The organism is Leucobacter sp. NPDC077196 (genome assembly GCF_040687075.1).
GTDB lineage: Bacteria > Actinomycetota > Actinomycetes > Actinomycetales > Microbacteriaceae > Leucobacter.
In genome coordinates this window covers 177,138-200,573 of record NZ_JBFBML010000003.1, presented here as the reverse complement: position 1 = coordinate 200,573, position 23,436 = coordinate 177,138, and the positions used below count along the sequence as shown (strand labels likewise).

The window sequence follows — 23,436 nt, the reverse complement described above, 5'->3', positions numbered from 1 at the left end:
GTGCGTTAGCGAGCGGTGTTCGACGCCGATGCCGCATCGCCGGCATCACTCGAACGGCGCACGACCGACCTCGGCAGCCATCGGGCACGGAGTCGACGTGCGGGCCCCGCCGCCTCGCGCAGCCCTGCGGTGCTCGTGGCAAGGTCATGCCCGAGATCCGGATGCGGCGCGCGGCCGCCGTCATCGCCACCACCACGACCACCACCACTGGGGCCATCACCGCCGACCCGCGCCGAGGGCCCCGCACCATAGCGCTCCGCCGTCATCGCGGTTGCGATCCGACGCGCTGAGAGCGCGGATTCGCCCGCCAGCAGACCCGTTCGCTCCCAGTGCTCGAGCAGCGCATCCGCCGTCAGCGCGCGCGGGCCGATCGCAGCCTCGTCGATCTCATCGAAGCCCAGATCCGTGACCGTATCGCGCATCTCCGCCCACGCGGCCGACGCGGGAGCAGCCGTTGCGTCGATCGCGCGCATTCTCCGTCTCCTGCGCCACGCGCGACGCACGGCCGGTGCCCCCAGCGCAGCGAGCAGCAGTGCCACGAGGCTCGTCGACGCGATCAGGATCCCGGGAGTCGACGCCGAAGACGCAGTCGTGTCTGCAGCGTCGGTCCCGGACGCCGGGGCTTCTGCGGGGTCCTCGGTCGGGTCTTCGGTGGGCTGCGCGAGATCCGTGGGCTGATCCTCGGGAGCGGCTGTCGGATCGGGGACGTCCGCAGAATCATCGCCCTGAGCCGTATCGCCGTCGGCGAGCAGCCCGGCACCTCCGGGAGTCGGCTCGAAGGCCACCCAACCGACGTCGTCGACGTAGATCTCGGGCCAGGCGTGCAGCTCGCGGCCGAGCACGACCGTCCTCTCGTCGCGTTCCGCCCGACTCGCGTATCCGACCGCCACGCGAGTCGGAACACCGAGATCGCGCGCCATCACCGCAAAGGTCGCGGCGTAGTGCACGCAGAACCCGCGTCGCGTCTCGAGAAACTCCGTCATCACGCCGTACGGATCGTCGGGGTCGGCACCGGGCTGATAGGGGGCGGCTTCGTCGTAACTGAACGCTCCGCTGCGGAACCAGTCTTGCAGCGCCCGACCGACCGCGATCCGGCTCGTGCGCCCCGCGGTCACCTCGGCAGCGGCTGTGGAAACCGCATCGGGCATGCCGTCTGGCAGCTCGAGATACGGGGTGACCGCGGCCCCAGGCTGCGGATTGGTGATGAGCGCTGTCGCTTCCTCGGGCAGCGATGCGAGTCCGTCCGCAGGCAGCTGGCGGGCATCGAGTGGCGCCGCTGCCGCTGTGTATTCGTAACCGCGTCGGGTGATGTCGCGCTCGGTCTGCGCGGTATTCGAGGCGGCGGACCAGAGCCAGCGTTCCGCCTGAAACTCGTCGCCGCTGTCGCTCGGCTGCACGAGCATGGTCGATTGCGGAAGGGGGAGCCACGAACTCAGCAGCCCGTCGATGGTGACGGTGACGGAGCGGGCCGGCACGACGGGCGCGGGGTCCGAAGCGGCCGGTGGCAGGGTCGCGGGAGATCGGGGCTGGGTGACGTCGGCGCCGTTGGCGGCGAGCTCCTGCTGTGGCTGCCATTGACCGCCCTCGAATTCGGCCAGCGTCGCGAGTGTGAAGCGCAGGGGCCCCGGCGCAGAGCTCGTGAAGCTGAAGGCCGGCGCGCTGCTGCGCTCGCGGAGGTCTTCGGCCAGCGCGAGCGTCACGTCGGGCACCGTGCGCGACACGGGGGATGGGAAGAGCGAATCGTTCCAGATGCGATCCTGCGTCTGCGGAGTGACGACCATCGCGCCCAGGGCGAGCGCAGCGGCGACGACGGCTGCCGGCACGCCGTGCCATCTCGGTGAACCCGAGCCCAGCCAGGCGAGGAGCGCCAGCATCAGCACCGCCGCGCCCCAGGCGGGAACGCCGGCCGACACTCCGGTGACGGCTGCGGGAACGATCAGGTTGATGGTGACGAGGCCCCCGGCGAGCAGCGGCAGTTCGGCCGCGACGAGCAGCATGGTCGAGGCTGCGGCGACGAGGAGCACGGTCGCGAGCAGGAGTTCGGTCAGGGGGCCTGTGACGGTGAGCGGAGCTGATCCACCGATGATGCGCAGCTGCACCTGCTCGAAGACGGCGGCCGGATCGCCCCACCATAGATCGGCCCGGCCACTCAATGCGAGCAGCAGCAGCCATCCAGCGAGACCGGCGGCGAAGCCGGTGAATCCCGCACGCACCCTGTGATTCGGGAAGCGCGCCTGCGTGGCGCACGCTGCCGTGATGGTTACGCCGACGATGCCGACGGCGGAGGGCCACCACGCCCCCCAGACGAAGACACGAGCGAGGGCGGCGAGCGCCACGACCCAGAGCAGCAGGAGCAGCCCTCCCGCTGCGAAGAGCCGTGTCGCTGACATGCGGCTGTCAGAGGGGTGTGAGCTCTGGGCGTCGGCGATCGCGCGCGCGGTGCTCATGCGATCACCGGTATCTGCTGTGAGCGCCAGGCGTTCGGGATCGCACGAGGCAGGGGGTGCAGTACGAAGATTGCGCCCCCTTCGGGTGCCAGCTCGAGCTCGTGTCGGAGGCGCTCGTGCACCGTGCCCGTGACGACGACGCCGGGGAGTGACGGTTGCGCGGCCGGGAGCGATGCCGCAGTCGCCCTGAGCTGCGCCCCCGCGAGCGCGCGAAGCAGGGGGTCGATCGCGTCGCTCACAACCGCGGGCGCACTCGCCAGCTGCAATTCGATGACGTGGCCGAAGCGGGCCCAGTGCCCGACGATCGTCGCGGCCGCCGAGACCGCGATCTCGAAGTCCGCCGCCGATCGGTAGGCGTCGGCATCGCAGTCGAGCCGGAGCGCGCGTTCTGATCGTGTCGCCGGCTCGGGCAGGTTCACGAGCCACTCGCCCTGCCTCGCGCTCTGCTTCCAGTTGATCTGGCGCGGGGCATCGCCGCGGCGGTATTCACGGAGCGCGCCGCCGCCCACCGCCCCTTCCCCGCCGCCGCTCGCCGCAGGCCCTGCGTCTCCACCGAGGCGGTTGGTCGACTCCGCATCGAGCAGCGCGGTGAGTCCGGGGATCCCGCGCGGCAGCACGATCGCCGGTGCCGTTGCTCGCGCGCCCACGTCGTATCGGGCGAGCCCCAGCGGGTCGACGATGCCCACCGTCGCGACGCGCACCTTGTGCGGCCCGCGGGCCGTGGCCTGCCACTCGAACGCACTGACGGCGGTCGCGTCTCGTGGTACGTCGAGCGTCGGGGCTGCACGCTGGTCTGCAGCGACCCAGACCGCACGGGCCCGCGTCGACATGGGCAATCGGTGGGAGATGGTTGCGGTGCAGTGCACGATCGAACCGATGAACGGTGCGGGTTCGTCCACACGCACGCGCACCTCGAACCCGGCGAGCAGCCCGCCGACGACCGCGCAGACGAGTGCGACGACGACCAGTGCTCCAAGCAACCATGCGAGGTACCAGACGTCGCGCAACCCGACTGCGTACCAGCTCACTCCGAGCGCGAACGCCGCGATCGTGCATGCCCACCCGCGGGCGGTGAGCGTCACCGACCAGTCGGAGCCGGAGTCGGACGGCCGCGCGGCGGCCACGCGTGCGGCCCGCATCACTGCAGCGGCGTTCGAGCGACGATCTCCTCGACGATCTCGGTCGCGGCTCGGGCGGCCTCGTCGGCACGAGCGAACCGGCCTTGCGGCACGAGGCGATGCGACAGCACGGTTGTCGCGAGGTTCGCCACGTCGTCGGGCGACACGAAGTCGCGGCCGAGCACTGCCGCTCGGGCCCGACTCATGCGACTCAGGTGCACCGATGCGCGCGGACTCGCCCCGAGCGAGACTCCGGGGTGCGCGCGCGTCGCGTTGATGAGGGAGACGATGTAGCCGCCGACCTCCGGCGAGAGGTGGACTCGGGCGGCCGCTCGCTGCGCGGCGCGCACCTCCTCGACCGACGCGACTGCCGGGGCGGCGTCTCGGGGATCCTGATCAGACTTCGCGAGCAGCATGCGCAGCTCGGACGCGGGATCGGGGTACCCGAGCGAGATGCGCGTCATGAAACGGTCTCGCTGCGCCTCCGGGAGCGCGAAGGTTCCCTCCATGTCCTGCGGGTTCTGCGTCGCGACGACGACGAAGAGCTCGGGGAGGCGGTGTGTGCTCCCGTCGACCGTCACCGACCGCTCCTCCATCGCTTCGAGGAGCGCAGACTGCGTCTTCGGCGTCGCCCGGTTCACCTCGTCGCCGATCACGATGTTCGCGAAGATCGGACCGGGATGGAACTGGAAGCGGCGGCTCTCCTGGTCGTACACCGAGAGGCCCGTGACGTCGGTCGGCAGCATGTCTGAGGTGAACTGGATGCGGCGCGCATCTGCACTGATGGCACGAGCGAGCGCCGTGGCCAGCGTCGTCTTACCGACCCCGGGCACGTCTTCGAGCAGCAGGTGGCCGCCCGCGAACACCGTGGTCACGACCGTTCCGATGACGTCGCGCTGCCCCTGGATGACCTGCGCGAGGGTGTCGCTGATGCGCTGAGCGAGCGCGCTCGGGTGCACGGTGGGGGCGTGTGCGGCCGGAACCGGCTCGTGCGACAGTTCGGTCATCGACATGGCGGCCGCCCCTTTTCAGTCCAGTGACAGGCAGCATGCCACACCACCCCGGGAATTGCCGGGTTGCGCGCGTGCTTGCTCGCACGCAGCGAACGGCGGAGGATCGGGCTAGACACTGCCGCCCAGCTCACCCGTCAGCCGGGTGTGCATCGTGCGGCTGTCGGGGTTCATGCCGATGAACTCTACGGTCGCGCCGTACTGCGCGTATTTCGTCTCGATCGCGTCGAGCGCGGCGACCGTCGACGCATCCCACACGTGCGCCCCGGTCAGGTCGATGACGACGCGCTTCGGGTCGCGGTGATACTCGAAGAGGGTCGTGAGATCGTTGCTCGACGCGAAGAAGAGCTCGCCCGTGACCGTGTAATGGGCGAGGGCGTCGGCGATCCCGCCCGCGTCGCGCAGCTCGCGCCGCACATCGACGAACCGGGCTACTCGGCGCGCGAAGAGCACCGAAGCGATCAGCACGCCGCCGATCACACCGATCGCGAGGTTGTGCGTCGCCACGACCAGCGCGACCGTCGCGACCATCACGAGCGTTTCGCTGCGCGGCAGTCGTCGCAGCGTAGCCGGCGCGATCGAGTGCCAGTCGAACGCGCCGACCGAGACCATGATCATCACGGCGACGAGCGCCGCCATCGGAATGAGGGCGACGATGTCTCCGAGCGCGACGATGAGCACGAGCAGGAAAACGCCGGCGAGGAAGGTCGAGACGCGAGTGCGCGCCCCCGAGGCCTTCACGTTGATCATCGTCTGCCCGATGACCGCGCAGCCGCCCATGCCGCCGAAGAGACCCGACACCATGTTCGCGACGCCCTGGCCCCAGCTCTCACGGGTCTTATTCGAGTGAGTGTCAGTGATCTCGTCGACGAGCTTCGCCGTCATCAGCGACTCCATGAGCCCGACCAGGGCCATCGCGAAGGCGAACGGAGCGATGATGGTGAACGTCTCCCACGTCAGGGGCACGCTCGGGATGAAGAGCTCGGGCAGGCTCCGGGGGAGTTCGCCCTGGTCGCCGACGGTGGGAACGGCGATGCGCGTCGAGACCACGACGACCGTGACGGCGACCACCGCGATCAGCGGAGCGGGCACGACCTTCGTGAGCTTGGGAAACACGACGAGGATCGCGATGCCGAGCGCCACGAGGGGATACACGAGCCAGGGCACGCCGATGAGGTGGGGCAGCTGCGACATGAAGACGAGGATCGCCAGCGCGTTCACGAATCCCACCATCACGCTGCGCGGAATGAATCGCATGAGCTTCGCGACGCCGCAGACTGCGAAGAGGATCTGGAAGACTCCGGCGAGGATCACCGTCGCGATGAACATGTCCATGCCGTACGTGGGGGCCACAGGCGCGATCACGAGAGCCACCGCTCCGGTCGCCGCGGTGATCATCGCCGGCCTCCCGCCCACGAACGCGATGGTGATCGCCATGATGAAGGAGGAGAAGAGGCCGACCTTGGGGTCGACGCCGGCGATCACGGAGAACGCGATCGCCTCGGGGATCAGGGCGAGCGCGACCACCAGGCCCGCGAGTGCCTCCCGGGTCAGCAGACGCGGTGACCGCAATGCCGTGAGCAGCGAGGGTTCTGCGCGGGTGCGGGTGCGGTCTGCAGTTGTGGAGCGGTTCACTCGACCACTGTAATGCCGTTCGCCCGGCTCGCTTTCCATGCGGGCGAATCACGCGTCAAGGGGGAGCGCGAGCGCCGGGCCCTGAGTAGACTTCGGATGAAGCCGCTGGGAGGTGCGATGACCGGAATGCAGGATCTGACCGGAGGGCGCGAGCTCGTGATGGTGTCGAATCGATTGCCCGTGGATCGGGTGGTCGCAGCCGACGGGACGACCTCGTGGCGCACGTCACCCGGAGGCCTGGTGACCGCCGTCGAGCCGATCGTCGAGCAGCTGGGCTGCGTGTGGGTCGGTTGGGCGGGCAGCGCGGACGAGCACGTCGAGCCTTTCGACATCGGCCGCATGCGGCTCGAGCCCGTCGACCTCTCGCACGACGACGTCGAGCGCTACTACGAGGGATTCTCGAATGGCACACTGTGGCCCCTCTATCACGATGTCATCGCGCCGCCCGCGTTCCACCGGCAGTGGTGGGATCGGTATGTGAAGGTCAACCGGCGCTTCGCCGAACGGGTCGCCGAGACCGCTGCCCAGGGCGCGGTCGCGTGGATCCACGATTATCAGCTGCAGCTCGTGCCCGCCATGCTGCGCGAGCTCCGACCCGACCTCACTATCGGGTTCTTCCTCCACATCCCCTTTCCGCCGCGCGGCCTTTTCGAGCAGCTGCCATGGCGGCGCAGCATCATCGAGGGGCTGCTTGGCGCCGACGTCATCGGCTTCCAGCGCGTGCCCGACGCGATCAGCTTCCGCACGATCGCCGAGCGGTACACGCACACGCAGGCGCTCGGCAACACGATGGTGCTGCCGGCGACCGCTGACGCCCCGGGCCGCACCGTGCTCGCCCAGGAGTTTCCGATCTCCATCGATGCGGCGGCGTTCGCCGAGGTGGCGCGACGTCCCGAGACCCAGCAGCGCGCTCGCGAGATCCGCGCCGAGCTCGGCGACCCGAAGACCGTCATGCTCGGTGTCGATCGGCTCGACTACACCAAGGGCATTCGTCACCGCTTGAAGGCGTTCGATGAGCTGCTCGCCGACGACGAGATCGACGCTTCGAACATCGTTCTGGTGCAGGTTGCGAGCCCGAGCCGCGAGCAGGTCGATGCGTACCGCCAGTTGCGCGACGAGGTCGAACTCACCGTGGGGCGGCTGAATGGCGAGCGCGGCACGATCGGGCACTCACCGCTCGTGTATCTGCACCGCGGGTACTCGCGCGAAGAGATGGTGGCGCTGTATCTCGCCGCCGATGTGCTGCTCGTCACGCCGCTGCGCGATGGGATGAATCTCGTGGCGAAGGAGTACGTCGCGTGCCGGGAGGACGAGCAGGGCGTGCTCGTGCTCAGCGAGTTCGCGGGCGCGGCCGATGAGCTGAAGGATGCGCTGCTCGTGAACCCGCACGACATCGAGGGGTTGAAGGCCGCCTTCCTGCGCGCGACGCACATGCCGCAGGAGGAGCAGCGCCGACGCATGCAGGGCATGCGACGCGCGGTGCATGATAACGACGTCGAGCACTGGGCCTCCGGCTTCCTCGGGTCGATGACCTCCATATCCGAGGCGCGGGCGACCTCGCAGGCCAACGGCACCGCTGAGGGTGCAACGGGGCCGGTGTCACTCGTGCCGCAGGCCTTCGTTCCGCGGAGTGTGGGCGACCGACTGCGCCGCATCGCAACCGCGTCCTCTCTGCTGGTGGCCACCGACTTCGACGGCACGATCGCGCCGATCGTGCCCCGGCCGCAGGATGCGCGGATGCTGCCGCGCGCTCGGCAGGCGCTGGAGATGCTGAGCGCCGCCCCGGGCGTGCGCGTCGCGCTGCTCACGGGCCGATCGCTCGGAGGACTCGCCGATACGGGTACTGGCGGCGAAGGGTGGATCGTCTCGGGTTCCCACGGCTCGGAGCTCACCGGTTTCGATGTTTCCGGGGTTGTGGGGGCCGGAGGGTCGGGCGAGCCGACTGATGAAGAAACTGAGCGCTTGGATCGCATCACGCGCCGCTTCGACCGCGTACTTGGCTCCGAGCCCGGCGTGCGGCTCGAGCGCAAGCCCTTCGGGGTCGCGGTGCACACACGAGAGGTAGTCGACCCGGAATACGGGCGAGAACTGCTCGCGGCAGCGGTTGAATTCGGTGTCGCCGAGGGTCTGCACGTTCGCGAGGGCAAGCAGGTGCGCGAGTTCTCGGTGCGCGCCTCTGACAAGGGAACGGTGCTCCAGAGCATCCGAGAGGCGCTGCCGGCGGGGCCAGTACTATTCATCGGCGACGACGTGACCGACGAGGACGCCTTCGCGGTCCTTGGACCCGACGATCTGGGAATCAAGGTCGGCGAGGGCGAGACCGCCGCGACGGGTCGGGTGCCCAATCCCGCTGCGGTGGCAGCGGTGCTCGCGCGCCTGGTCGAACTGCGCACCGGCATCGTCATCGGCTCCGACTGAACGCTCGGCAACGTTCGGCAACGCCCGGTCTCGCCCGAGAGTCGCCGATCTCGCCCGGTTACCGATGGCGACCTGCGAAATCAACCCCGCTGACAGGTTCGGGAGCCGCGCAATACGCTCGACAGCGAATCGATGATCTTCCGTGATCGATTCTCCGACACGACGAGTAGGAGTGCACCGACATGAACACTGTCAGTAGCGACATCGACATCGACCTTCCGATCCGCACCGTGTACAACCAGTGGACGCAGTTCGAGGACTTCCCGGCGTTCATGGGCGGCGTCGAAGAGGTGAAGCAGGTGGACGAGACGACCCTGAACTGGCGAGTGACCGTCGCGGGCGTCGAACGCGACTTCCTCGCGAAGATCACCGAGCAGCTCCCCGATGAGCGTGTCGCGTGGAACAGCATCTCAGGGCCCTCGCACGCGGGCGTGGTGACGTTCCATCGACTCGACGAGAACAAGACGCGCGTTCGATTGCAGTTCGACTGGGAGCCCGAGGGCCTGGTCGAGAAGGCCGGAGCACTGCTGCAGCTCGACGATGCACAGGTCGCGAAGGACCTGAAGGAGTTCGCCCGTCTGCTCGAATCCAACGGGTTCGAGTCGGGGGCATGGCGCGGTTCGGTCGACCGGCCGAGCGACGGCTCGGCCGTCTGAATCCGACGCCACCGCACAGCACCACTGATGAAAGGGGACGGCCATGGCCGAAATCTGGGAGCCCACTGACGAGATCGACGGAGACGAGGACCTGACGGTCACCGATCACCGTGATGAGGATCGCCCGCTCGTGACCGCCGACGACGAACAGGCGGTGGAGACGACCACCGACGATCCGAGAGAGGCGCTCGAAGAGCTCGGAGAAGACGTCGCCTCGTCCCCGGCACGACGCGCAGAAGACACCGAGACCGAACTCGGTGCAGGAGAGGCGCTCTGAGCGTGGACCGTTCTGATACCGCGACCCGCAGCTTCGGCGTCGAGGAGGAGTTCTTGCTTCTCGACGCCGAAACGGGCGCTCCGATCGACCGTGCCGCGCAGATCGTGGAGCGGCGCCCGGAGCTGCGCCGGGAGGCCGACCGAGAGTTCTTCTCCAGCCAGCTCGAGACCGCGTCTCCCGTGTGCACGGAGGGGAGCGAGGCCGATGCAGCACTTCGCGGTTTCCGTGCGATTGCGGGAGAGGCCGCCCAGAGCGTGGGCGCCGTGCTCGCGGGAACGGGACTGCCGCCGGTGGGCGGAGAGCACGAGGGTTCGGTCACGCCGAAAGCCAGATACCGCGAGATTCGCTCGGAGTTGCGCGCCGCTGCCGCTCATCAGTATGTGACCGGTACGCACGTGCACGTCTCCGTGCCATCGCGCGACGCCGGCGTGACGGCGTTTCGCGGTCTGGCTCGGTGGGCGCCCACGCTGCTCGCGATCACCGCGAACTCGCCCGTCTGGTGCGGTGAGGAGACCGGCCTCGCGAGTTGGCGCCATATCAAGAGCATGTCGTGGCCTCTTGCGGGGTATCCTCCTGAGTTCGAATCCGGCGACGAGTACGAGCGCACAGTCGCCACGATGGTGGAGACGGGCGTGCTCATCGATCCGGGCATCGTCACCTGGGTCGCCAGACTTTCGGAACGATTTCCCACGATCGAGCTCCGCATCGCCGATGCGCAGCTCGAGCCCGAAGCCGCAGTGTCGTTCGCGCTCCTCGTGCGCGGGCTCGTCGATCGGGTCCTCTCGGACGCCGAGAACGGCGTCGAGGCGCCGCGTGCGACGCCCGGACTCGTGAACGGTGCGATCTGGATGGCGGCCCGCGACGGGCTCTCCACGTCGCTCATCGATCCCGTGAACGGTACGGCGCAGCCGGCTGCAGCCATGCTCGACGAGATGTTCGCCGCCGCCGAACCGTCGCTCGTGCGATTCGGCGATGCTGAGCGGGTCGAACGCTATCTGGGGGACCTGCGCACCTTCGGCGGCCCTGCCCAGCGCCAGCTCGCGAAGTTCCGCGAGAACGGAGTCGCAGGGCTGCTCGATCTGTACCGCGCTGCCGGGGTGCAGGAGGCCTCGTGAGCGGATCGGGCCGACGCGGTCGACGCGGCGGCCCGATTATCCGCGAGGTCGATGGCGACGCGTTCGTCTATCGGCGCGACGGTCGGCGGCTCACTGCGGTCAAAGAGATCGCGCGCATCGAGGCACTCGCGATCCCGCCCGCGTGGACGGACGTTCGCATCGCCCGCGGTCCCTCGGCGAAAGTGCTCGCGCGCGGGATCGACGCGGCGGGGCGCACGCAGATGATCTACCACCCTCGCTTCCGCCAGCGGCGGGAACGGGAGAAGTTCGCCAGGCTGGGCCGCTTCGGGTCCGCGCTCCCCAAACTGCGCGCCCGCGTCGATCGCGATCTGCGCCGCAAGCGCCTCGGGCGCGAGCGCGTTGTGGCCTGCGTGATCCGGCTCATCGATCTGGAGTTCTTCCGCGTGGGCAACGAGGAGTACGCGGCGAAGCACGGCAGCTACGGCGTGACGACGCTTCGCGAGGAACACATCGATGCGACGGCGAGCTCGGTGCGCTTCGACTTCGTCGGGAAGAGCGGGAAGCGCCACGCGCGACGGGTGGCCGACCCGAGAATCGCCCGATTGATCTCCCGGCTCGAAGAACTGCCGGGCGACGAAGTGTTCCGCTTCTTCGAAGACACCGGGGTGTCGCGACAGGTGCGGAGCAAGCACGTGAACGCCTACGTCAAGCGTGTGATGGGCGAGGAGTTCACGGCGAAGGATTTTCGCACCTGGGGCGGCAGCCGCTTGGCGCTCTCCTCGTTGCTCGAACATGATGAAGACGCGTTTCGCACCCGCACGAGCGCCGCGAGTGCGGCGCGCGACGCGGTGCGTGCCGCTGCAGATCGGCTGGGCAATACGCCGTCCGTCACGAAGTCCTCGTACATCGATCCCCGTGTGCTCGCGCTCGCCGACGACCCGGCGGCGCGCGAGCGATTGCGGAAGGCGCGCAAGAAGATGCGCCCGCAAGCGCATCTCAGCGTTGACGAGCAGTGCTTGCTCGCCCTGCTGGCCCGGCGGGCGCCGCGCTGAGCGCGGGCCCGCGCGGACCGGGCACGGTCAGCTGCCAAGTGCTTCGCTGACGGCGGTCGGTGAATCGTACGTCGTGTCGGGGAGACCCTCGAGCGCCGAGACGACGTCGTCGGACGCTCCGGAGTCTCGGGCGGCGCTGACGAGTGTCGCTCTGTCGGCGGGGTAGTCGACGCCTCCGAGTGATCGCTGCACCTCGATGGGGTTCTGCGGTTCTGACATGTGATCTCCTTTCTTCTGGGACTCGGGCCGGGTGGTCTCCGGCTCCGGGAACAGCTCGTCGCTCGCCTCGACGCGTCGATCGACGATGGATGTGGGGGATTCGAGGTGCACGGCGCCACTGGGAAGAATGCCGGCACCTCCGCGGTGCTCCATCACCCGCCACTGCGCCACGCGATCCTCGCCGACGTGATGCACGGGCAGATCTCGCCAGAATGCGAACCCATTCGTCTCCCGCAGGGCCTCGGCGTCGAAGAGCACGCACGCGCCGATCCAGGCCACGCGGTAGGGGAGTCGATCGTCGTCGTCGAGCTCGAGCTGCGCTGCGAGATGCGCCAGGTTCGCCGCATTGTGCAGCGGCCAGCGATCGTGCTCCGGGGTCTCGGGACGCACCCGTTCGGGGCGCACGCCCGAAGGCGCCCACGGTTCGAACGCCCGCAGCTCGTCTGGCCGCTGATCACCGAGGTACGACAGGCCCTGCACGCCATAGCCCACGAAGCCGCAGCGCTGTTCCGAGAGGGACGCATCGAGCCTGGCCAGCGCGCCGGGCTCGAGCCAGACGTCGTCGTCGAGAAACAGGACCCGAGGCGCCGTCGCGCAGCTGAGGAGGAAGTCGCGCTGTTCGGCCAGCCCGCGCCGCGGTACGTGCCGCCGCACATCCACAGGGCGTCCCTGGGCCCGCAGCACGCGTATGATCGCTTGCACCGCTGGAACGCCCTGCACCGGGTACTCGGACTGGTCACTGATGACGACTCGGAACGGCGGATCGTCTTGGGCCGCGAGCCCCGATAGCGTGACCGCGAGCTCGGGGCCACGGTCAGCGGTCGGGATCAGCACGTCGATCTCCGCCGCGACGTGCGGGGCAGCGCGAGCCCAATGAGCCGCACCGAGACGACTGCCGTGCGGACGCCCGCCATGCGCGGTGACGTACTCGGGACGGGTTGCGGTGCCCGCGGACGCGGTCATGCTTCGGCCCCCGTGCGCAGTCGGTCGATGAGCTCCGTCGTCGAGTGATCGGGAACGTAGTCGAGGATCACGACCTCGCCTCCGAGCCGACGCATCTCGGCAGCCTCCTGCAGCATGTCGGGGGTGTAGTCGCCGCCCTTCGCGTACACATCGGGGCGCAACGCGCGAATCGTGCCGCTCGCGGTGTCTGCGTCGAACACGGTGACGTAGTCGACGCACGACAGCTCCGACAGCACGTTCGCCCGGTCGCGGATGCCGTTGACCGGCCGGCCGGGTCCTTTCAGTCGACGCGCCGAGTCATCGCTGTTGAGCGCGACGACGAGCACGTCGCCCAGGCGGCGGGCCTGCTTCAGCGAAGCGGTATGGCCTCGGTGCAGCACATCGAAGCACCCGTTCGTGAAGACGATCCGCTCCCCGGCACGGCGATGCAGCTCGAGGCGCTCCGCGAGTTCGTGCACCGAGATCTGCGCGTCGGGCGCTGCGGTGGCGCGTATCTCGAGTTCGTCGAGAGAGCAGCGGCAGGTGCCCGTGCGCTCCACGGCGATGTCGGCTGCGAGCTGCGCGAGATCGACGGCCGCAGCGAGTTCAGATCCCGCTGCTCGGGTCACGGCCAGCGCGGAGACGAAGACGTCGCCGGCTCCGGAGGCCTGGTGCTCGGGAGCGGCGTGCGCCCGCGTGCGGTGCGGCGGTGCGTCGGCGGTGAGGAGTACGGTGCCCGTGCGGTCGAGCGTGACGATCACCGAGTGCGCGCCGCTGCGCTGACGCATCTCGTCGTTCGCAACGATAGCCGAAGCCACGCGCTGCTCGCCGGCGCCCAGGCTCGCACCGAGCAGCCGCTCCGTCTCGCCGGCATTCGGCGTGATGACATCCGGTCGCAGCGCCGCCCACCGAGCCGGATCGTGCGCATCGATCACGAGGAGTGCCGCTCGCGGCAGGGAGGCGAGTTCGGCGATCATCGCGTCGTCGAGAAGTGCGGCCCCGTAGTCGCAGATGACGAGCGCATCGCACTGGGCGAGCGCCTCGCGCAGCTCATCGACCAGGCGCCGCCGCACCGCCTCTGGCCAGGGTTCGCGCTGGGAATCGTCGAGTCGAATGAGCACCTGGTCGGCGACCGACACCCGCGCCTTCGTCGTGGTGCGCGCCCCCGCCACGCGCTGCAGCGCCGCCACGTCGACGTCCGCCTCGCACAGGCGCTCCCGGAGCCGGTCGCCGGGCTCGTCGGCCCCGATCGCTCCGAACGCGCGCACCTGCGCGCCGAGCGCTGCCAGATTGCGCGCCGTGTTCGCGGCACCGCCCGGCAGGTCCGAGGCGCCTGCGAGTTCGACCACCGGGGCAGGCGCTTCACGAGCCACGCGGTCGACCGTGCCGTGCCACCAGCGATCGAGCAAGAAGTCGCCGAGCACCGCAATACGGGGCGGGTGCGCTCGAATGCGAGCGATGCTGTCGAGCAGGTTCATCACGACCGCCTTTCTGAGTGAGCGGAGACCGGCCCGTTTAGAACCGGCCAGAAGCGGGCAGAAGAAGAGGAGGCGCACTGCGCACCGAATGGCGCGCACGCCGCCGCGAAACGGAGGATCCCATGACGCACGACCCGCACCGCACTTCCGACGACACGCCTCGCGCCCCTGGGGCACCGGTCGCGTCCCAGCGCCCCGTCGTGGCCACGCCGCGCGAGAAGCTGGGCGGCGTGCGCAAGATCGCCGTGCTGCGCGGCGGCGGGATCGGAGACCTGCTGTTCGCGCTGCCGGCGATCGCGGCGCTCTCCGCGGCCTACCCGGAAGCCGAGGTCACGCTCCTCGGCACCTCGGCCGCACGCATGCTCGAAGGTCGTGCTGGCGCCCCCCATCGGTTCGCCGAGCTCCCCGTGGCGACGGGCGTGCACGAGCCCGAGGGCGCCGTGGTCGACCCGGAGGCCGTGCGGCGCTTCGCGAAGACCCACCGAGCCGAAGCATACGATCTGGCTGCGCAGCTGCACGGGGGCGGCCGCTTCTCGAATCCGTTTCTGGCCGACCTCGGCGCCCGCTGCACCATTGGCACTCGCACTGACGACGCGCTCGAGCTCGACCGGTCGCTGCCCTACGTGTATTTTCAGCACGAGGTGATGCGCTGGCTCGAGGTCGTTGCACTGGCCGGAGCCGTGCCGGTCGATCTCGAGCCGCGGCTGCCCGTGGACGCCGCCGACGTGGCACGTGGTGCGGCGCTTCTCGGCGATCACCCGGGCCCGACGGCGGTCTTCCACCCCGGCGCCACCGACCCGCGTCGCCGTTGGCCCGTCGAGCGGTTCGGGGAGGTCGCCGCCGACCTGTCTCGCTCGGGAGCCCAGATCATCGCGATTGGCGACGCATCGGAACGCCGCCTCGCAGAGGAGTTCTCGAGCGCGGCCGTCGCCGCGGGAGCGCCCGTTGCGCCGCGCAACCTCGCAGGGCGACTGCAGTTCGGCGACCTGCCCGGAGTGCTCGCCGCCGCTGACCTCTGCGTGGCGAACGACAGCGGGCCGCGACACCTCGCCCAGGCCGTCGGCACCGCGACCGCGTCCGTCTTCTGGTGCGGCAATCTGCTCAACGCGGGTCCCATGGGGCGCGGCGAGCACCGGGTGCAACTGTCGTGGACCACGCACTGCCCGGTGTGCGGTCGCGAGAGCACGCAAGTGGGATGGACAGCGCCGAGATGCGCGCACGATGTGTCGTTCGTCGACGACGTCGGCGTTGAGGCGGTGCTCGCCGATGCCCGCTCGTTGCTCGCCCTGCGGGCGTGGTGATGGGCGTCGCCGACGCGGTTCCGCGTTCACGGCCATGACGGCTCATCCTCTGGAGCGATCACCAGTTCGCGCACCTCTGAGCGCGGGGGCTGCTGCAGCGCGAAGAGTACGGCTCTGGCGACATTCGCCGGGTCGTTGAGCTGTGCGTCGGCGGCTGGGCGGTACTGCTCGGGTCGATCGTCGAAGAACGACGTCTGCATGCCGGCCGGAATCAGTGTCGTCACGCCGAGACGCCCCGCGGTCTCCGCGGCGAGCGCGCGCGAGAAGCCGAGCACGCCGAACTTGGAAGCGCAATATGCGGTGGCCTCGGGAAGTGCGCGCAAGGCGAGTGACGACGCGATCGTCACGATCCTGCCGTGCACGCGCTCGATGTGCGGGAGCGCAGCGCGCACCGTGGAGACGGTGCCGAGCAGATTCACGCCGATCACTCGTTCCCACTCATCGGCCTCCACGTCCTCGAGCCGCCCGCAGCGGTCGATCCCCGCAGCGGTGACGACCGCGTCAATGCCGCCGAGCTCTTCGGCGATGGCCGCGACCGCGCGCTCGACCTGTGCCCGGTCGGAGACGTCGGCCGCGTGAGCGACTGCGCGCTCGTCCCACGAGCTCACATCGAGATCGATGATGGCCGGGGTTCCTCCGGCCTCTGCGACTGCATGGGCGACGGCGGCGCCGAGGCCGGAGCTGCCACCGGTGATGAGAACGCGGCCGAGTGTGGAGGGAGTGGTCGAGAGGGTCATCGAAGGTCCTTTCTCAGGTGCAGTGCGGAATGCCTGCAGCGGTGTGGATGTTCGTGAATGGCGCGTGCGGCGGCTCAACCGACGCGGGCTATGGCATCGGCGAGTGCGGTCGTCGATCGCCCGAGATGATAGGGGAGCGTCAGCACGCTCCCGCCCCAGCTCTCGACGAGATCGGTCTCCGGCAACGACTGGGCGCTGTAGTCGCCGCCCTTGACCCAGATGTCGGGGCGGAGCTGATCGAGCACGGCCTGCGGCCCGTCTTCGGCGAACACGACCACGGCATCGACGCAGCCGAGAGCGGTCAGCAGCTCGACGCGGTCGGGCTCGCTGATGAGCGGGCGCTCGGGGCCCTTGAGCCTGCGCACGGAATCGTCGGAGTTGAGGCACACGATCAGGCAGTCGCCCAGGGCGCGCGCAGCGGTCAGCGTACGCACGTGCCCTGCGTGCAGCAGATCGAAGCACCCGCCCGTCGCCACCACGGTGCCGCCCGAGCTGCGCACTCGTTCGGCAACCGTGAACGCATCGGCGCTTGCGCTGGCGCGGGGGAGCCCGGCCGCGCCGAGCGCGGCAACGCCGCCCGCGGCGAGAAAATCACCGGCCGCGTCGACTGCGCTGCGCACCGCATTCGGCAGTTCGGCGTCGGCGGCGAGCGCGAGAAGCACCGACGCCGCGAAGCGATCGCCGGCACCGCAGGCGTCGGCGGCGTCGACGGGACGGGCAGGGATGAGTGCCGGTGCGTGATCGGCGTCGAGCAGCAGAGCCCCCTCTGATCCCAGCGTGATGACGAGTGCGCTGCATCCCCACCGCTCGCGCAGACGAGCCCCGGCAGCGGCAGCGGCCGCCGCATCGGCCCCGGTGCCCGCGGCTTTCGCGGCCTCGGCGAGGTTCGGCGTGACCAGCCGCGCGGACGGTACGGGATCGGCGCCGCGCGGATGCGGATCCCAGACGAGCGGCACTTGGGTCCCGCGACGGTGCAGGGCGACTCTGATCTCAGGGTGCGCCGTGAGCGCCCGCCCGTAATCGGAGACGATGATCGCATCCGCCTCGGCGATGGTCGTCAGCATCTCGCGCGTGACGTGGGGCAGCACCGGGTCTCCGCACCCGTCATCGATGCGCGCCACGGGCTGCCCGGCCGCGCGAAGACGCGTTTTCACGGGAGTGGGCGCCGGGAGCAGCCCGGCGACGAGGTGTACCCCATCGAGATGCTGCCGCAAGCGCTCCGCCGGCTCGTCGGCGGAGAGCGCCGTCACCAGGTGCACATCGTGTCCATCGTGCTGCAGCATTCGGGCGACGAGACCGGCCCCACCGGCCCGCGACCGTCGAGTATGCACATCGACCACCGGCACCGGTGCGTCGGGCTGGAATCGCTCAGCCACCCCGTCGATGTCCTCATCGAGCAGAGTGTCTCCGACGACGACGATCTTCATGATTGGGGCTCCGTTCCCACGCAGGCGTCGAATACCTCGCACACGGCGTGGATCGCCGCGAGCTGGCATTCCTGAACATGAGGCGACGGCCCGTCCAAGCAGATCGCGTCGTCGCAGAGGCGGGCGAGCGGGTTCGGGCCCGGCCCGGTGAGCGCCCACGTCGTGGCTCCTGACTCCTCTGCGGCTCGTGCGGCTTCGAGCAGGTTGGGGCTGCCGCCGCTCGTCGAGAGCAGCAGTACGATGTCGCCGGATCGGGCGTGGGCGCGCACCTGCCGGGCGAATACCTGATCGAAACCGTAGTCATTGCCGATCGCCGTGATGCTCGACGTCTCGGCGTGCAGAGCGATCGCGGAGTACGCTGCGCGGTCTTCGCGATAGCGACCGACGAGCTCGGCGGAGAGATGCTGCGCCTCTGCGGCCGACCCGCCGTTGCCGCCGACGAGCAGTCGGCGCCCGGCGCGCAGACGGTTCGCCAGTTCGACACCCCAGGTCTCGAGGTGGGCGGCGTGGCGTCGTGCCTGCTCGAGGGTGCGGGCGAGAGCGTCGAAGTGCTCTGTGACGGCGTTCGCGCTCAACAGCGCTTCGTTCGCCGGTGCCTGGGTGAGTGTGGGTGTGGTCATAGTGCGGCCTCCGCCAGTTGGGCGCTCGAAGCGCGGTTCATGCGCAGTCGCGCGTGCTGCAGGGTGCGTTGATAGATGCGTTCAGTGCGCGCGGCGACGCGGTCCCAGCTGTAGCGCGCTTCGACGCGCATGCGACCCGCGGCGCCGAGCTCCGCGGCGAGGGCCGGATCGGCGCGCAGCCGCGCGAACGCCTCGGCGACGGACCGCGCGTCCTGCGGGGGCACGAGCACGCCGGTCACGCCGTCGACGACGGTATCGCCCAGGCCGCCCACATTCGCGGCCACGACCGGAGTTCCGCAGGCCATGCTCTCGAGCGGCACGATGCCGAATGGCTCGTACCAGGGGGTGCAGACGACGGCGTCGGCCTCACGAATCAGCGCGGGAACCTCGTCTCGGGGCACGCGGCCGAGGAAACGAACCCGGTCGGCGATGTGCAGCGACTGAGCGAGGGAGGCGAGACGCGTCGTTTCGGCGTCGGGCCCGGATGCGCCGGCGGGCGCATCGCCCGTGCCGACGATGTGCAGCTCGACGTCGTCGATTCCCTGCTCGCGCAGCAGGCCGAGCGCGCGGATGGCGACGTCGACGCCTTTGCGCGGCACCAGTCTTCCGAGGCTGAGCACCCGGAACGCGCCGCTCCGCTGAGCCGGGCGAGCATCGTTCTGGAACATGCTGAGATCGACTCCGCACGGTGCGATCTCGATGCGGTCAGCGGCAATTCCGAGCGCGCGCAACTCGGTCACCTCATCGGGGCAGGTGGCGATGACGGTGTCGACGCGCTGACCGACGAGCGGTTCGAGCTGCTCGCGTTCCGCGGGGCTCGTGTCGGCTGCGCCCTGGAATCGTCGTTTGACCGAGCCGAGGGCGTGAAAGGTGTGCAGCACCGGCGGGTGGCCCGTGCCGCGCTCAGCTGCGGCGTCGAGCGCCGCGATGCCAGACATCCAAAAATGGCTGTGCACGACGTCCGGTCGATCGAAGCGCCACGCGGCTGCGAGTCCCTCGGCGAGCGTGGGGAGATGCGGCAGCAGTTCGTCTTTGGGCACGTGACGCTGCGGGCCGGCGGTGAGGTGCACGACATCGACGCCGGGGCAGAGCTCGACGCGCGTCGGCGTGGTCGCGTCGTCCCGCCGGGTGTACACGGTGACCCGGTGACCGCGCTCCGCGAGGGCGCGGGAGAGCGCGGCGACGTGCACGTTCTGGCCACCCGCGTCGACGCTGCCCGGTGTCGCCAGAGGATTGGCGTGCTCGGAGACCATGGCGATCTTCATGAGAGAGCTCCTTCCGTGATCAGATGAGGTTGGGCGGTGCGCGATCGGGTGCGCCGCACCTGCGCGTCGCGGGTGTCTGCGAGCACGGCGTCCCAGTCGTCGAGGAAGCGACTCAGCCCGTAGCGAGCCAGGGCGGCCTCCCGCGCGATGACGCCGCGCCGACGCGCTTCATCGGGGTCGAGCAGCAGGAGATCGGCGGTGGCGACGAGTTCAGCCGGATCGGCCGACAGCGCGCCCGCTTCGGGCGGCACGGCACGGCCCGCCTCGGTCGCGTCGAGCGCGAGCACCGGCATCCCGAGGAACATCGCTTCGAGCAACGAGAGTCCCAATGATGTCCAGCGCATGGGGTGCACGTAGGCCCGTCGCCGGGCGAGTTCGGTGTGCAGGCGTTCGGTCGGGAGGTCGCCGATCACGCGCAAGCGATCCGGACCCAACCCGAGCGCTTGCGGGAGGCGGTCAGTGGCGATGCCGAAGCAATCGAGTCGGCCGGCACTCGCGAATCCCGGCAGCAGGTCGGTACCGGTCACGCGCCCCCGCCGCACCGGCTCGTTGACGACGATGCCGAGTGCTTCGATCTCGCCCGTGTAGCGCGCACCCGGATCGGGGATGCCGTGCTCGATGACGACCGTCGGCGCTGCTCCCGAATCCCAGATGAGTCGATTGAAATGAGTGACGTGCACGACGGGGATATCGGTGCGATCGGCCAGGAAGTGGCGCTCGGCCACGGGCGATTGCTTCGGGGTGTTGTGCTCGACGAAGACGGCCGCGACATCGCGGCCCGGGCGCCTCCCGAGCAGCGACTCGGCCCACTCGAGCTCCTCGGTGCGCTGCAGCACGACGAGGTCGACCTCCGCGTCGGCAAGGTCGGCCGCCTCGACGCTGCGGGCGTTCTCGGGCAGGGGCGGCAGATCGCGGCCAGCCTCGATCGGCACGAGATACTCGTGCGATCCACTCAAGAAGGCCTGCATCCATCCGCCGTGCAGGTACCACACCACTATCTTCATCGTCGTCCTTCCTGTACGCCCCTCGGCGCGAGCGCCGTCTGCAAGGGCTGCCGGTGATCAGTGCCGGGCATATCAGCGTTCTGGCGACCCGCGGGTTCGAGATCCTCGACGGCCGCGAGCACCGTCTCCGGCATGACACCGGCGAGACACGGGTGCCCCGGTATGGGGCATTCGCGAGCGCGCGAATCCTTGCAGCCCGCATCCTGGTCTCCGAGCAGCCGCACGGGTACGCCGTAGGGCGCCCACTTCACTGCGGGCACCACCGGCGAGAAGAGGCTCACGATCGGCGTGCCGACCGCCGCGGCGAGGTGGGCGGGTCCGCTGTTGCCCGACACGAGCACATCGGCTCCGGCGAGCACGCCGGCGAGTTCGAGCGTGGTGCATGCACCGGCGAGATCGATGGCGCGCGGCGCCTCGGCGCGGATGCGCGCCGTGAGTTCGGCCTCGCCAGCGCTCCCGGTGAGCACGACCGTGCGGCCCGACTGGTGGAGGAGGTGGGCGAGGCGCGCGAAATGTTGCACCGGCCAGCGTCGCGCAGGTACGGCAGCACCGGCGTGCACCGCGACGTAGGGCCCCGCGCCGGTCAGTGAACGAGTATCGGGCGTGGGCACGACCGCCAGGCGACCGTCGTCGACGCTCGGAAAGCCCGCAGCCTCAGCGATCGCGAGCGCGCGCTCCGGCTCGGGAAGCGCTTCGGGAAGATCTTCGCCGGGCCGCAGCCGCACATCGAGCAGAGACCCGGCATGGTCGACCGATGCCCCGGTGATGCGTTCGACGCCCGCGAGGCGCAGCAGCATCGCGAGGGGAAGCGGCGACTGATGAAAGGAGGTGAGGATCACGGCTTCCCGGGCGCCGGTCTCGCGGACGGCCGAGATGAGGCCTTCGGTGTGCTCACGGCTGACGACGCGCCACGGCTCAGAGATCCACGGAGCCTCCCAGACGATCGTGCGATCGATGCCGGGCAGCAGCGCCGCTCCGCCCGCCCCCAACGGGCCGCACAGCATCACGACGTCGGCCTGATGCGCGACGGCGCGGATCGCCGGCCCCGAGATGAGCACGTCGCCCATGCTGTCGAGGCGCGCGACGAGCACCGGGCCGCTCATCGCTCGTCCGCCATCTCGACGCCGAGCGCAAGAGCGACCGCGTCTGCAAGCGTCTCGGCGACGGTCGTCGCATCGGCGCGCTCCTGGTGCAGCGTCAGACGGGTGGGCACGAGGATCCCGCGGGCGCCTGCCGCTTCTGCAGCATCGACGTCAGCGCCGATATCGCCGATCATCACGACGTTCTCGGGGGCGACGCCGAGCGCGGCCGCAGCAGACAGGATCATACCCGGCCGCGGCTTGCGGCACTCGCAGCCGTCACGGGGAGCGTGCGGGCAGACGCGCCACACGTCGAACGGGCCCAGCAGCTCTTCGACGCGGTTGTTCACGGCGCGCACCTGCTCGCGCGTGAGCAGCCCGCGCGCGATGCCCGACTGGTTGCTGATCACACCGACGGGAATGCCCGCCGCACGCACACGGTCGATCGCCGCGCGCGCCGAAGGCATGGTACGCACGGCCTCGGGGTCGCCGTTGTACGGCACGTCCACGATGAGGGTGTCATCGCGATCGAACAGCACAGCGTGCACAGGAACTGCAGGTTCGGTCATACTCCTCCAGTTCCCCGAAGCAGCAGGAGTAAACGGAGTGCCCGACCCCTTGCGCCTCTCTGCCGACTGCGGTAGTCCAGAGGGGAAGGCTTTGCGGCGATCGCACGGACGTTGCGGCGAAGCTCCAGAGAGGGGATCGTATGAGCCACCGGCAGAAGCCCGCGCTGCTCGCATTGCGAACGCTCAAGCTGGGAGACCTGCTGGTCGCAGTACCCGCGCTCCGAGCGCTGCGTCGCGCGTTCCCGGGTCACCGGATCGTGCTGGCCGCGCCCGGCTGGCTCTCGCCGATCGTCAGGCTGATCGACGCCGTCGACGACCTCCTGCCGACGCCGGGCCTCGACGAGCCGCTTCCACTCGAACCGGGCAGCGTCGATATCGCGGTCAACCTGCACGGCAACGGGCCCGAGAGTCGCAATGTCATCGCGGCACTCGAACCGAGGCGTCGCATCGCCCACCAGCTCCCCGACGACCCCGCGCCTGCTGCCGGCGGCGACTCCGAGCCCGGGCCGCCCTGGGTCGACGGCATGCTCGAGCGCGAGCGCTGGGTGCGGCTGGTCTCATCCGCCGGTGCCGAGGGCGACCCCGATGAGGTGCGCATCGACGTGCCGGAGGCCGTCGCGCCCGTGAGCGGCGCCGTCGTCGTGCACGTGGGCGCGTTCTACGGGTCTCGCCAATGGCCGATCGAGCGCTTCGCCGAGGTGGCGCGAGAGCTGCTCGCGCAGGGGCATCGCGTCGTAGTGACGGGCGACGAGCGCGATCGCCCGCGCGCCGCGGCCGTCGCAGCGGCAGCAGGGGTGCCCGATGGAGACGTGCTCGCGGGAAGGATCGGCCTCGCAGAGTTCGCCGCGGTCATCGCGCGCGCCGGTCTCGTCGTCACGGCGGATACCGGCGCGGGGCACCTCGCCTCGGCGTACGGCGTGCCGTCCGTCGTCATCTTCGGGCCGGCGCCGCCCGAGGAGTGGGGTCCGCCACCGGGGCCTCACGTGGTACTCACCGACGCCGCGGTGCGCCGAGGAGATGCCTTCGCCGATGACCCGGACCCGGCGCTGCTCGCCGTCACGGCTGCCGAAGTGCTCGAGGCGGCCGACTCGGTCATGCGAGCGTGA

At 69.9% G+C, this 23,436-nt stretch carries 20 protein-coding genes; 7 read left to right on the top strand and 13 right to left on the bottom strand.

Annotated features, from left to right (window positions below):
* Positions 1-5: 5 nt before the first annotated feature.
* The 4 genes from AB0O71_RS05775 to AB0O71_RS05760 all read right to left on the bottom strand — a co-directional run bounded on the left by AB0O71_RS05775 (position 6) and on the right by AB0O71_RS05760 (position 6,210).
* Positions 6-2,447: a transglutaminase-like domain-containing protein gene (locus tag AB0O71_RS05775; protein WP_363743108.1), complete on the bottom strand. Its 2,442-nt coding sequence runs from the start codon at positions 2,445-2,447 to the stop codon at positions 6-8.
* The gene (locus AB0O71_RS05770; RefSeq protein ID WP_363743106.1) at positions 2,444-3,586 is read right to left on the bottom strand and encodes a DUF58 domain-containing protein; all 1,143 of its coding nucleotides are present in this window, start codon (positions 3,584-3,586) and stop codon (positions 2,444-2,446) included. The genes AB0O71_RS05775 and AB0O71_RS05770 overlap by 4 nt, the downstream gene beginning before the upstream one ends.
* Positions 3,586-4,578 (bottom strand): MoxR family ATPase, encoded by a 993-nt coding sequence (locus tag AB0O71_RS05765; RefSeq protein WP_363743104.1) that lies wholly within the window; start codon positions 4,576-4,578, stop codon positions 3,586-3,588. The genes AB0O71_RS05770 and AB0O71_RS05765 overlap by 1 nt, the downstream gene beginning before the upstream one ends.
* 108 nt (positions 4,579-4,686) lie before the next feature.
* Positions 4,687-6,210, bottom strand: a complete 1,524-nt coding sequence (locus AB0O71_RS05760) for a SulP family inorganic anion transporter (RefSeq protein WP_363743101.1) — start codon at positions 6,208-6,210, stop codon at positions 4,687-4,689.
* Between the two features lie 117 nt (positions 6,211-6,327).
* Here AB0O71_RS05760 and AB0O71_RS05755 point away from each other — a divergent pair, with 117 nt between their 5' ends.
* The 5 genes from AB0O71_RS05755 (at position 6,328) to AB0O71_RS05735 (ending at position 11,689) form a co-directional block, all read left to right on the top strand.
* Positions 6,328-8,628 (top strand): bifunctional alpha,alpha-trehalose-phosphate synthase (UDP-forming)/trehalose-phosphatase, encoded by a 2,301-nt coding sequence (locus AB0O71_RS05755; RefSeq protein WP_363743098.1) that lies wholly within the window; start codon positions 6,328-6,330, stop codon positions 8,626-8,628.
* A gap of 182 nt (positions 8,629-8,810) precedes the next feature.
* Complete coding sequence (locus AB0O71_RS05750; RefSeq protein ID WP_363743096.1) at positions 8,811-9,284, top strand: SRPBCC family protein; 474 nt, start codon at positions 8,811-8,813, stop codon at positions 9,282-9,284.
* A gap of 43 nt (positions 9,285-9,327) precedes the next feature.
* On the top strand, positions 9,328-9,561 hold the full coding sequence (locus tag AB0O71_RS05745) for a hypothetical protein (RefSeq protein WP_363743094.1): 234 nt from the start codon (positions 9,328-9,330) through the stop codon (positions 9,559-9,561).
* A 2-nt stretch (positions 9,562-9,563) separates the two neighbouring features.
* Positions 9,564-10,676 carry a YbdK family carboxylate-amine ligase gene (locus AB0O71_RS05740; RefSeq protein WP_363743092.1) on the top strand — a complete coding sequence of 371 codons (1,113 nt, stop codon included), beginning with the start codon at positions 9,564-9,566 and terminating at the stop codon, positions 10,674-10,676.
* On the top strand, positions 10,673-11,689 hold the full coding sequence (locus AB0O71_RS05735) for a DNA topoisomerase IB (RefSeq protein WP_363743090.1): 1,017 nt from the start codon (positions 10,673-10,675) through the stop codon (positions 11,687-11,689). Before AB0O71_RS05740 ends, AB0O71_RS05735 begins: the two co-directional genes overlap by 4 nt.
* A gap of 27 nt (positions 11,690-11,716) precedes the next feature.
* Here the strand turns inward: AB0O71_RS05735 and AB0O71_RS05730 are convergent, their stop codons facing one another.
* Positions 11,717-12,871 (bottom strand): DUF2795 domain-containing protein, encoded by a 1,155-nt coding sequence (locus AB0O71_RS05730; RefSeq protein WP_363743088.1) that lies wholly within the window; start codon positions 12,869-12,871, stop codon positions 11,717-11,719.
* On the bottom strand, positions 12,868-14,328 hold the full coding sequence (locus tag AB0O71_RS05725) for a PfkB family carbohydrate kinase (protein WP_363743086.1): 1,461 nt from the start codon (positions 14,326-14,328) through the stop codon (positions 12,868-12,870). The genes AB0O71_RS05730 and AB0O71_RS05725 overlap by 4 nt, the downstream gene beginning before the upstream one ends.
* A 122-nt stretch (positions 14,329-14,450) precedes the next feature.
* Between AB0O71_RS05725 and AB0O71_RS05720 the strand changes: the two genes are divergently transcribed.
* The gene (locus tag AB0O71_RS05720; protein ID WP_363743084.1) at positions 14,451-15,629 is read left to right on the top strand and encodes a glycosyltransferase family 9 protein; all 1,179 of its coding nucleotides are present in this window, start codon (positions 14,451-14,453) and stop codon (positions 15,627-15,629) included.
* Between the two features lie 26 nt (positions 15,630-15,655).
* Here AB0O71_RS05720 and AB0O71_RS05715 read toward each other — a convergent pair whose 3' ends face one another.
* From AB0O71_RS05715 to AB0O71_RS05685, 7 genes are all read right to left on the bottom strand, one after another.
* Positions 15,656-16,366: an SDR family oxidoreductase gene (locus AB0O71_RS05715; RefSeq protein ID WP_363743082.1), complete on the bottom strand. Its 711-nt coding sequence runs from the start codon at positions 16,364-16,366 to the stop codon at positions 15,656-15,658.
* Between the two features lie 74 nt (positions 16,367-16,440).
* Entirely contained in the window at positions 16,441-17,793 is a 1,353-nt protein-coding gene (gene rfaE2, locus AB0O71_RS05710) for a D-glycero-beta-D-manno-heptose 1-phosphate adenylyltransferase (protein ID WP_363743080.1), read from the bottom strand.
* Positions 17,790-18,413, bottom strand: a complete 624-nt coding sequence (locus AB0O71_RS05705) for an SIS domain-containing protein (RefSeq protein WP_363743078.1) — start codon at positions 18,411-18,413, stop codon at positions 17,790-17,792. The genes rfaE2 and AB0O71_RS05705 overlap by 4 nt, the downstream gene beginning before the upstream one ends.
* Positions 18,410-19,678, bottom strand: a complete 1,269-nt coding sequence (locus AB0O71_RS05700) for a glycosyltransferase (protein WP_363743076.1) — start codon at positions 19,676-19,678, stop codon at positions 18,410-18,412. The genes AB0O71_RS05705 and AB0O71_RS05700 overlap by 4 nt, the downstream gene beginning before the upstream one ends.
* Complete coding sequence (locus AB0O71_RS05695) at positions 19,675-20,682, bottom strand: glycosyltransferase (protein WP_363743074.1); 1,008 nt, start codon at positions 20,680-20,682, stop codon at positions 19,675-19,677. Before AB0O71_RS05695 ends, AB0O71_RS05700 begins: the two co-directional genes overlap by 4 nt.
* Complete coding sequence (locus AB0O71_RS05690) at positions 20,679-21,785, bottom strand: glycosyltransferase family 9 protein (protein WP_363743072.1); 1,107 nt, start codon at positions 21,783-21,785, stop codon at positions 20,679-20,681. The genes AB0O71_RS05695 and AB0O71_RS05690 overlap by 4 nt, the downstream gene beginning before the upstream one ends.
* Positions 21,782-22,330 (bottom strand): HAD family hydrolase, encoded by a 549-nt coding sequence (locus AB0O71_RS05685; RefSeq protein ID WP_363743070.1) that lies wholly within the window; start codon positions 22,328-22,330, stop codon positions 21,782-21,784. Before AB0O71_RS05685 ends, AB0O71_RS05690 begins: the two co-directional genes overlap by 4 nt.
* A gap of 140 nt (positions 22,331-22,470) precedes the next feature.
* Between AB0O71_RS05685 and AB0O71_RS05680 the strand changes: the two genes are divergently transcribed.
* A complete protein-coding gene (locus AB0O71_RS05680; RefSeq protein WP_363743068.1) occupies positions 22,471-23,436 on the top strand; it encodes a glycosyltransferase family 9 protein in 966 nt (321 codons plus the stop codon).